Below are 9,775 nucleotides of genomic sequence, written 5' to 3'. Positions count from 1 at the left end.
AGTCGGATGATGGTTCCATGACCGGCAAAATATTTTTCAGTTGGCGGCGGACCGCCTTGCCGCCAGCCAGTCGCGCCCGGCATGGGCGAACACCGCGCAAAGCACGATCGCGCCGCCGATGATACTGGCTACCGGTGGGATCTCGCCCAGGAACAGGAAGGCGAACAGGATCGCGAACGGCACTTCGGCGGAGCCGAGCAGGCCGGATTCGGGTGCCGGGATCAGCCGCGAACCCTCCGTCCAGAGAATCGAGGCCAGCGCGAAGGATCCGCCGAAGGCGGCAAGCAGTAGCGCATCCCGTGCAGAAACCGCCAGCGGATCGGTGACGAACCAGCCGAAAACGAACAGAAGGAAGGCCGAGACCGCGCCCGCCCACACCACCGGCGTGTCGCGGAAGGCGCGCACCATGATCATGTAGAGTGCGCTGCCGGTGGTCATCAGCAGCGCCAGCCCATCACCGAAAAGATGACCGGTGCCGAAGCCCGCCCACACCATGACGCCGACGCCGCAGAGCGACACCGCGGCGGCGAGCATCGTCTGCAGCCGGACCTTTTCGCGCACCAGCAGGAAGGCGAATAACGCGGCGATGAAGGGCGAGGTCGCGTAGATGACCGCGACATTGGCGACATAGGTGAACTTGAAGGCCGCGATGAAGGCGATGCTGGCCGCGGCGCCCTCGATGGCCAGCAGCCAGCCGCGCCAGCCGAGCCGCAGGCTTTCGCGCCCGCCGGAGCGCCTGCGCCGCCACAGCACATAGAGCGCGATCAGAATCGAGCCGACGAAACCGCGCCAGCAGGTGATGGTCAGCGGATCGGCATGGATCGATTTTGTCAGCACGCCGGTGAGGCCGAATACGACGGCGGAGGCCGACACCAGAGCGATGCCCACGGTGCGTTGGGCGGCGGCCTTGGCCGCGCCATCGGGCAATGTGTCAGTCATGTCGAGGGAATCGGTCATGCCCCAGTCTACGCCCCCCTGCTGACATGGTTCCGTCAGTTGTTGTCCTAAAGCCGTTTGCGGAAATGCTCAGCCGCCGCCCGCCGGTCGCCGCGCGGGCGGCGAGGATCGTGATCGACCGGAAGAACATGATCTGCCAAACGCTGACGCCGGCGACCAGCAGCTTGATCGCGGCGTCCTGCGCCGAAAACAGGAAATAGGCGCCGCCCGTCAAGAGGATGGCGGCCAGCACCCTTTCGCGGCTTTCGAGAATGGCGACATCGGCCATGCGGCACCGGCCTGCGGACGTTGCTTGCTTGGAACTGAGCGCTTGCTTGGAACTGAGCCAACCCCTGGCCCAACAGGACCAGCCTATACGGGCGATGGCCAGCGCGGCGCTACGCCAGCTCCGGCCTTGCGTTGGGGCACAGGCTGGCGGCCGCAGCTCGCATGGACAAATGCCACCTGCCGGGGCCGCGCAAGCCCATGTCCGGCGCCTTGCAATGCTGGACGGCCACAGCCCAATCAGGTAATTTTGAGGCTTGCGGATTGATCGGCGTGGCTCGCTCGGGCAGCGGACTAAGGAGAGGGGGCGCCAATGCGTGCGCTGCATAAGTCCGGGAATTCCGATGACTGATGTGATCGATCGACTGGTGAGGGCGATGAACGCGCACCAGCTCGACGCTGTCACCGCACTCATCCACGAGAACTACCGCAGCGTACAGCCGGCCCATCCGGGCAGAGCCTTTGTCGGGCGCGACCAGATGCGCGCCAACTGGGAGGCCATGTTCGCGGGCATCCCTGACTTCCACGCGACGGTCACGCGCTCGGTCCAGGACGGTGACACGACCTGGACGGAATGGCATTGGTCCGGCACTCGCCGCGACGGGCAGCCCTTGCGCGGGGTCACGCTGTTCGAGATCGTCGACGGTCGGATTGCGGCCGGGCGACTGTATCTGGAGGACGTCGAGCGGCAGGTTGTCGGCATCGAAGACGCGGTCGAAGCCCTCTCCGGGCGCCGTCCGCCAGCTGCTGGCACCGGTTCGTGACCTCACGACCGCCCTGAAGGGCACGCTCCGCCGCTAAACCGGCCTGTCGCGATGATGCCTCGCGCTCCGCCGATCAGGACACGACCCTATTGCGTTGCCTGGTAGAGCTCCGCCGCCGCCTCCTTCAGCGCGCGCCTGCCGTCCGGCCTGAAATACATCATGTGCCCGCCCTCCACGACATCGACGCGGATGGGCCTGGCATCGGCGAGCGGTGGGACCTGGTTCACCAGGTAGCGTGAGGCGAGATAGGGCGTGACGAGGTCGGTGTAGCCGTTGACGATGACGACGCCGAGGGCTGGGTTCAGCGAACGGGCCCGCTGCAGATCGTCCATCACGCCGGCATAACCTTGCCGCGAGGTGCCGTAGTCCCAATTGTGGGTGACGTCGCCGTTGAGCAGGCGGTAGCTGATATCGGTGTGGAAATTGAGCTCGTCGCTGATATAGCCGACAAAGGCCGAGGTGAGCGCCGGCACGCTGCGGTCGAGCACCGGATCGGGACCGGCGATGCGGGCGCTCTCGGGCGCGATGTCGGCGGTGCCGATTGTAGCGTCATAGGGGCTCAGCACCTTGCGTTTGGCGCGGGCGAATTCCCTTGCGAACAGCGATGTCGGGATGCGGGCGAAATTCCGCTTGACGAGGTCGAGCGGCAGGCCGGTGATGTCGGACACGCGCTGGCTCGCCAGCCGTCCGCCTTGCTCCAGCCCGCCGGCCAAGGCGGTCAGGTAGTCGCCCATGGCATAATGTTCGACCTCGGCGAGCTTTTCCCGCAACGCATCGCCGCTGACGCCTTCGCTGCGCAGGCGCACCGCCGCCAGCGATGGCAGTTCCAGCGCCCAGTGCAGCGGCTCGAATTCGTCTGGCTGCACCAGCATGAATTCCAGCGCCGGCGAGATCAGCACGATGCCGCTGGGGCTGATGCCGACATCTTCCTGCAGCGTCCTCGCCAGCAGAGCCGCGCGGAAGCCGCCATAGCTTTCGCCGGCGAGGAAGAGCGGCGAAGCAGTGCGGCAGTTCTGCGCCAGATAGAGCCGGATGAAGGCGCCGATCGAACTGGCATCCTGATTGACGCCCCAGAAATCGTGCGTGTCCTGGCCGGGCGCCTCGCGGCTGTAGCCGGTGCCGACCGGATCGACGAAGACGAGGTCGCTCATGTCGAGCCAGCTGTCCGGATTGTCGATCAGTTTTTGCGGCGAGGGCAGGAATTCCCCGTCGGCTCCGGTGGCGATGATGCGCGGGCCGAGCGCGCCGAGATGCAGATAGGCGGAGGCCGCGCCGGGGCCGCCATTGAAGACGAAGGTGATCGGGCGGTGGGGTTCCTTCGCCGCATTCGCTGGCGGCGGCAGCGTATAGGCGACGTAGAAAATCTCGGCCGTGACATCGCCCCTGCCGGAAAGCAGCGACAGCGTGCCGGCCTTGGCCTGATAGTCGAGCTTGCGTCCGGCGATGGTGATCGAATGGTTCGTCGTCTGCGGCTGCGGCAAGAGCGACAGCACGCCGCCCGCTGGCGCCGGCGGCTCGGTGGTCCCGGCAAGGACCGGCTGGGCGAAGGCGGCAAGAGCCAGCAGGGGGACGAGTTTCAGCTTGAACCGCATAATGCCTCCGCGGGAACGACTTCCGCATAGGTATGGTCGAGAGGGTCGAAGTCAAAGGGGCGTCTCAAGACTTGGGTTCCTCGCCCTCGCCAAGGGCGGCGGAGAGGTGGCCGCGAAGCGGACGGAGAGGGGGCTTCGTAGGGCGCTCCCCTTTCCGTCTCGGCTTCGCCGAGCCACCTCCCCCCATTTCAGGGGGTGAGGAACCCAAGCCGGAATAATGTGCTATCAACCACCAAAGTATCGAAAGGAGCGCAAATGGACGCCACCGCACTCAAGGCCATGCAGGCGCCTCTGAAGGAAGCCTATCGCGAGGACGCCTCGAGCGCTCTGATCACGCTTCGCGCCAGGGGCTCGATCGACGACCAGTCGATCGCTTGCAAGGTGGAGACGGGCAGGGCGCTGGCCATCGCCGGGCTGCACCCCGCGACCGGCGGGACCGGGCTCGAGCTCTGCTCGGGCGACATGCTGCTCGAGGCGCTGGTGGCCTGCGCCGGCGTGACGCTGAAGGCGGTGGCGACGGCTCTGGAGTTCAAGCTCGGCGCTGCCACGGTGCAGGCGGAGGGCGATCTCGATTTTCGCGGCACGCTGGGGGTTGCCAGGGAGGCGCCGGTCGGCTTTCGCGCCATCCGGCTCAGTTTCGACCTCGACACCGACGAGCCGCAGGAACGCATCGATTCGCTGCTCAAGCTCACCGAACGCTATTGCGTGGTGTTCCAGACCATCAGCAACAAGCCTGAGCTGACAGTCAGCGTGAAACGCTGAAGCTACTGCGCCGAGGGCTCTTCGGCATCCCCTTCGTCGGTGAAGGGCGAGGCGCTCGGCACGCACTGCACCGCCCAGCCCTGGGGGGTCGGCTGCTTCTGGTATTCGGTGATGGCGTTGGTGCATTGTTCGCGGGTGTCGAAGGTGCTGGGCAGGACCACCATGCCGCCCTGCGGGCCGGCGATCACCAGATACCAGACCAATGCTACGCTGGGAGCAGCCATGGGAATTCCTCACTGTGCTGGTGTGGGAGAGTCGGCCGATCCTAGCAACTCCGGGCGAGCGGTGAAAGCTCGCCCGGCGCGCGGTGCTTGCGCGCGACATCACAGCCGCGTGATGTCAATCCCGCTCTTCAGGCGTCATTCGACGGCGAAGCAATAGAACAGGCCGTCGCCGCCAGTGCCCTGCAGCGCCTCCTGGCTGCAGCCGCCACGCGAGGTATGCGAGGAATTCCACGACTTGGCCGCTGCCGAATCGTCGAGCCCGGTGCGGTCGTGGTGGCCCATCATGGCTGCGCCGTCGGCGCCGCTCATCGTCCAGTCGCCGCAGGTCTGGTCGGCGATCTTGGTGCCGTCGGGCTTCGAGCCGGTCAGCACGTCATGCCGGTTCGGCTTGTCGCCGCGGCCGTTGACCACCTCGCCCTTCTCGTTGAGCGCCGTCTGCTTGGAGATGGCGTTGGCGTCGCCGTGCAGCGAGGCGACATCGTCGGCGATCTTCTCACCCTTGGCGTTGAACCAGGGGCCCTTGCCGATGCGGTCGCGCGCATCCTCGGCACCGGTCGACAGATAGGCATGCCAGGTCTTGCCCTTGACGCCGGCGGCTTCGGCCAGAGAGGCGCAATGGGCGTCGGCGCCCTTCAGCCCGCCGAGATCGGCGCCCTTGCCGGAACCGACACTGGTGACGAAGAAGCTCATCTTCGCGTCTTGCGAAAGGGCGGCGCCCGCCGTGACGGCAAGGGCGGCGGCAGTCGCGGTGGCGGCAACAAGAATGAGTTTGCGCATGGCGGTCCTCCGGTTTCGAATGTTCTACATTCGAAGAACGTAGCCGGAGGCGCATTTAATCCCTGACGCCGGTCCCCCAAAAATGCAGCGGTTTGGGAAACGACAAGCAGATAAGCGCCGAAGCTCTATTCCGGTTGCCGGTAGGCGACGAAGCGGTCGTGCTTGGCCTGGAAGATCAGTCCGGTTTCCTTCAGCTCCGGACTTGCCAGCGGCAGGATGCGCCTGGCGATCTCGGACGGATGCGGCAGCGTCTCCGGATCCTCGCCGGGGACGGCCTGCGCGCGCATGGCGGTGCGGGTGGCGCCGGGGTCGGCGGCGTTGACCCGCAGCGGCAGGCTCTGCGTCTCGTGCGCCCAGGAGCGCATCATCGTCTCGACCGCCGCCTTGGAAGCTGCGTAGGGCGCCCAGAAGGCGCGCGCCGAATGCGCCGCGTTGGAGGACATGATGATGGCGCGGCCGGCATCGGAGAGGCGGAGCAGCGGATCGACCGAGCGGATCAGCCGCCAGGTCGAGGTGACGTTGATCGTAATCACCTTTTCGAAGGTCTTGGCCTCGACATGGCCGATCGGCGAGATGACACCGAGCACGGCGGCATTGGCCACCAGTATGTCGAGTTTGCCCCAGCGCTCGTGGATGGCGCCGCCGAGCCGGTCGATGCCGGCCATGTCGGCAAGGTCGAGCGGCACCAGCGTGGCCTCGCCCTTGCCGGTCCTGTCATGCTCGGCCTTGATCTGGTCGTCGAGCTCCTCGAGCCCGCCGACGGTGCGGGCCACCGCGATCACATGCGCGCCGGCGGCGGCCAATTCCTTGGCCATGAAATAGCCGATGCCGCGCGAGGCGCCGGTGACGACCGCCAGGCGGCCGGAGAGGTCGAGGGTCATGCGAGAGCTTCCGTGAGGTGATCCGGCCTATGCGCCGCTCGTCGCCAGCAGCGACAGAGTGCGCACATTGTCGTGGCCTTCGAAGTCGAGCAGGCGGGTCGGGTATTGGCCGGTGAAGCAGGCGTCGCAGAATTGCGGCTGGTCGTTGTCGCGGCGCGCCTCGCCGACGGCGCGGTAGAGCCCGTCGATTGACAGGAAGCCGAGCGAATCGACGCGGATGAATTCGGCCATCTCTTCGACCGACATGCGCGAGGCGAGCAGCTTCGACTTCTCTGGCGTGTCGACGCCGTAGAAGCACGACGCGCTGGTCGGCGGCGAGGCGATGCGCATATGCACCTCCCTGGCGCCGGCGTCGCGCACCATCTGCACGATCTTCTGGCTGGTGGTGCCGCGCACGATCGAATCGTCGACCAGCACCACGCGCTTGCCCTCGATCATGCGCCGGTTGGCGTTGTGCTTGAGCTTGACGCCCATGTGGCGGATCGAATCGCCGGGCTGGATGAAGGTGCGGCCGACGTAGCGGTTGCGGATGATGCCAAGCGCGAAGGGAATGCCGGCGGCCTGGGAAAAGCCGATCGCCGCCGGCGTGCCGGAATCCGGCACCGGCACGACGATGTCGGCCTCGACCGGGTTTTCCTGCGCCAGTTCGGCCCCGATGCGCTTGCGCACCTCGTAGACGTTGCGGCCCTCGACCGAAGAATCCGGCCGCGCGAAATAGACATATTCGAAGATGCAGAAGCGGGTCTTCTGCGGCTCGAACGGGAACAGACTCTCGATGCCCTTGGAGGTGATGACCACCATCTCGCCGGGCTTGATGTCGCGCACGAAGCGGGCGCCGATGATGTCGAGCGCGCAGGTCTCGGAAGCGAGGATCCAGGCGCCGTCGAGGTCGCCCAGCACCAGCGGCCTGATGCCCAGCGGATCGCGGCAGCCGATCATCTTCTTGGCCGTCATGGCTACCAGCGAGAAGGCGCCCTCGACCTGGCGCACCGCGTCGATGAAGCGCGAGTTCAGGTCGCGCTCCTTGCTGGTGGCGACCAGATGCAGCAGCGTTTCGGTGTCGGAGGTCGAGGAAAAGATCGAGCCCTGCTTCTGCAGCGCGCGCTGCACCGTCAGCGCATTGGTGAGGTTGCCGTTGTGGGCGACGGCGAGACCGCCCTCGGAGAGTTCGGCGAAGAAGGGCTGGATGTTGCGCAGGCCGGCGCCGCCGGTGGTGGCGTAGCGCGTATGGCCGATGGCGCGGTTGCCTTGCAGGCTGTCGATGACGCGCTGCTTGGTGAAGGTGTCGCCGATCAGGCCGACATGGCGTTCGACATGGAACTGGCTGCCGTCATAGGAAACGATGCCGGCGGCTTCCTGGCCGCGATGCTGGAGGGCGTGCAGGCCCAGCGTGACGATTGCCGCCGCGTCCTGCCGGCCGAAAATGCCGAACACGCCGCATTCGTCGTGGAAATGGTCGTCGGCCTCGGCGGATAGCACGTCGCCTGCGTCTGCCATCGAAACTGCCATGAGGGGCTCAAGCTCCGCTAAAATCGCCATATAAGGCGATCGCTCGTCGAAAGCAACGCATGCCTTGCGGCGTTCACACCAACGTCAATCCCCGCGGAAGCGCCCGCCTTGCCGCGGGCGCTCGTCTTGGCGGCGATCAGTTTGCCGGCGCCGGAGTGGCGGGAGCCGGCGCCGGCGCGTTGTCGGCAGGGGCTTCGCCTTCATTGTCATCGACCGGCGCATCGGCGTCATCGCCGTTTGCCGGCGGTTCGGCCGCCGGCTGGTCGGTCGTCGCGCCGGGCGCCGCCGGAGTTTCAGCCGCGGGCTCGCCCTTGTGGGTGTATTTGTTGACGAGCTCTTCCGTGTTCTCCGGCAGCAGGCTTTCGAGCTTCGCGCCGATCGTCTCCAGCAGCGGCCGCGACTTGGCGTTGGCGACCCAGCCCGGCGCCTTGGCCCCGGCCAGCCAGTTGAAGAACAGCAGCGCCACCGCGACCACCAGGATGCCGCGCGCCGCGCCATAGAGGAAGCCGAGCGTGCGGTCGAGCGCGCCGATCCGGGAATCGATGATCCAGTCGGCGAGCTTCATGGTGATGACCGAGACGACGATCAGCGCGATGACGAAGACGATGCCGGCGGCCGCCGCCATGGCGATCTTGTCGTTGTCGACATAGGGCTGAACGTAAGGCAGCACCGGCTTGTAGAAGAAGAAGGCCGCCACCGCCGCCGCCACCCAGGAGACGATGGAGAGTACCTCGCGCGAGAAGCCGCGCACCATGGCGAGCATCGCCGAGACCAGGGTGAAGCCGACGAGAATTCCGTCAAGCAGCGTAATCGGCATGTCCTTCGCCCCACTCCATGTCTCTACCGCTCGACGAGCCGCGTCATTCTTGCTCCTCGGCGCGGCTGCGCCGTGAGCCGGCTATGCGCGCGACGAGGTCGGCAAGCTCGGTGGGCTGGAAAGCGCCGGCCCCGATCCCCCCAGCGCCATTGCCACCGACAAGGTCCTCGCTGCCCAAGGGCAGTACCGCGCTACCGAAACCCAGCTTTTCGGCCTCTTTGAGGCGCTGCTGCGCATGCGCAACCGGCCTCACCGCACCCGACAGGCTGATTTCGCCGAAATAGACGCAATCGGCAGGAAGGGCAAGACCGGTGAGCGACGAAACCAGCGCGGCGGCGACCGCCAGATCGGCAGCCGGCTCGCTGATCCGGTAGCCGCCGGCAACGTTGAGGTAGACGTCATGCTGGCCGAAGCGCACACCGCAATGGGCCTCCAGCACCGCGAGCACCATCGACAGCCGCGCGCCGTCCCAGCCGACGACAGCGCGGCGTGGCGTGCCGAGCGAGGAGGGCGCCACCAGCGCCTGGATCTCGACCAGCACCGGACGCGTGCCCTCCATGCCGGCGAAAACGGCCGCTCCTGGCGACTTCGCGTGGCGCTCGCCGAGAAAAAGCTCGGACGGGTTGGCGACTTCGCGCAGGCCCTTGTCCGACATCTCGAACACGCCGATCTCGTCGGTCGGCCCGAAGCGGTTCTTCACCGTGCGCAGGATGCGGTAGTGGTGGCCGCCTTCGCCCTCGAAATAGAGCACGCCGTCGACCATGTGCTCGACGACGCGCGGACCGGCGATCTGGCCTTCCTTGGTGACATGACCGACGAGCACGATCGCCGCACCCGTAGATTTGGCATAGCGGATCATCGCCTGGGCGGCGGCGCGCACCTGGGTGACGGTGCCGGGCGCCGAATCGGCAAGGTCGGTCCACAGCGTCTGGATCGAATCGAGGATCACCAGGTCCGGCCGCTTGCCGTCAGCGATGGTTGCGAGGATGTCCTCGACATTGGTCTCGGCGGCGAGTTCGACCGGCGTCGAGGCGACACCGAGGCGCTGCGCGCGCAGCCTGATCTGCGCGACGGCTTCCTCGCCGGAGACATAGACGATGCGGTGGCCTCTTGAGGCGAGCGCGGCGGCCGCTTGCGTGAGCAGCGTCGACTTGCCGATGCCGGGATCGCCGCCGAGACCAATGTCGAGGACATCCTCGCAACCATCGCTGACGGCAAGCGGCCGGAC

General features: G+C 66.6%; 10 protein-coding genes and 1 pseudogene. 2 read left to right on the top strand and 9 right to left on the bottom strand.

All coding sequences use genetic code 11. From position 1 onward, the window contains the following. Window positions 1-36 precede the first annotated feature (36 nt). Complete coding sequence (locus EOA33_RS13615; protein WP_245455534.1) at window positions 37-957, bottom strand: DMT family transporter; 921 nt, start codon at window positions 955-957, stop codon at window positions 37-39. Window positions 958-1,027: 70 nt separating this feature from the next. After that, window positions 1,028-1,225, bottom strand: a pseudogene (locus EOA33_RS13610) (EamA/RhaT family transporter); the annotation flags it as partial. A gap of 340 nt (window positions 1,226-1,565) precedes the next feature. Between EOA33_RS13610 and EOA33_RS13605 the strand changes: the two are divergent. Beyond that, window positions 1,566-1,985, top strand: a complete 420-nt coding sequence (locus tag EOA33_RS13605; RefSeq protein WP_127405844.1) for a nuclear transport factor 2 family protein — start codon at window positions 1,566-1,568, stop codon at window positions 1,983-1,985. A gap of 86 nt (window positions 1,986-2,071) precedes the next feature. On the opposite strand, the gene EOA33_RS13600 is transcribed toward EOA33_RS13605, so the two are convergent. After that, complete coding sequence (locus tag EOA33_RS13600; RefSeq protein ID WP_127405843.1) at window positions 2,072-3,577, bottom strand: peptidase S10; 1,506 nt, start codon at window positions 3,575-3,577, stop codon at window positions 2,072-2,074. Window positions 3,578-3,832: 255 nt separating this feature from the next. Between EOA33_RS13600 and EOA33_RS13595 the strand changes: the two genes are divergently transcribed. Further along, on the top strand, window positions 3,833-4,339 hold the full coding sequence (locus tag EOA33_RS13595; protein WP_127405842.1) for an OsmC family protein: 507 nt from the start codon (window positions 3,833-3,835) through the stop codon (window positions 4,337-4,339). 2 nt (window positions 4,340-4,341) lie between these two features. On the opposite strand, the gene EOA33_RS13590 is transcribed toward EOA33_RS13595, so the two are convergent. The 6 genes from EOA33_RS13590 to radA form a co-directional block, all read right to left on the bottom strand. Further along, window positions 4,342-4,563: a hypothetical protein gene (locus tag EOA33_RS13590; RefSeq protein ID WP_126055664.1), complete on the bottom strand. Its 222-nt coding sequence runs from the start codon at window positions 4,561-4,563 to the stop codon at window positions 4,342-4,344. A gap of 135 nt (window positions 4,564-4,698) precedes the next feature. Further along, window positions 4,699-5,340, bottom strand: a complete 642-nt coding sequence (locus tag EOA33_RS13585; RefSeq protein WP_127405841.1) for a hypothetical protein — start codon at window positions 5,338-5,340, stop codon at window positions 4,699-4,701. Between the two features lie 125 nt (window positions 5,341-5,465). Further along, window positions 5,466-6,221, bottom strand: a complete 756-nt coding sequence (locus EOA33_RS13580; protein ID WP_127405840.1) for an SDR family NAD(P)-dependent oxidoreductase — start codon at window positions 6,219-6,221, stop codon at window positions 5,466-5,468. A gap of 27 nt (window positions 6,222-6,248) precedes the next feature. Then, complete coding sequence (gene purF, locus EOA33_RS13575) at window positions 6,249-7,718, bottom strand: amidophosphoribosyltransferase (RefSeq protein ID WP_127405839.1); 1,470 nt, start codon at window positions 7,716-7,718, stop codon at window positions 6,249-6,251. Window positions 7,719-7,866: 148 nt separating this feature from the next. Then, the gene (locus tag EOA33_RS13570; protein ID WP_126055661.1) at window positions 7,867-8,547 is read right to left on the bottom strand and encodes a CvpA family protein; all 681 of its coding nucleotides are present in this window, start codon (window positions 8,545-8,547) and stop codon (window positions 7,867-7,869) included. A 43-nt stretch (window positions 8,548-8,590) separates the two neighbouring features. Continuing rightward, a partial coding sequence (gene radA / locus EOA33_RS13565) for a DNA repair protein RadA (RefSeq protein WP_127405838.1) occupies window positions 8,591-9,775 on the bottom strand: 1,185 nt, incomplete at its 5' end.

The sequence above is a fragment of the Mesorhizobium sp. M4A.F.Ca.ET.050.02.1.1 genome (assembly GCF_003997725.1).
Classification (GTDB): Bacteria; Pseudomonadota; Alphaproteobacteria; order Rhizobiales; family Rhizobiaceae; genus Mesorhizobium.
Note: the sequence above shows the minus strand (reverse complement) of the source record. Positions and strands in the feature narration are given on the sequence as shown.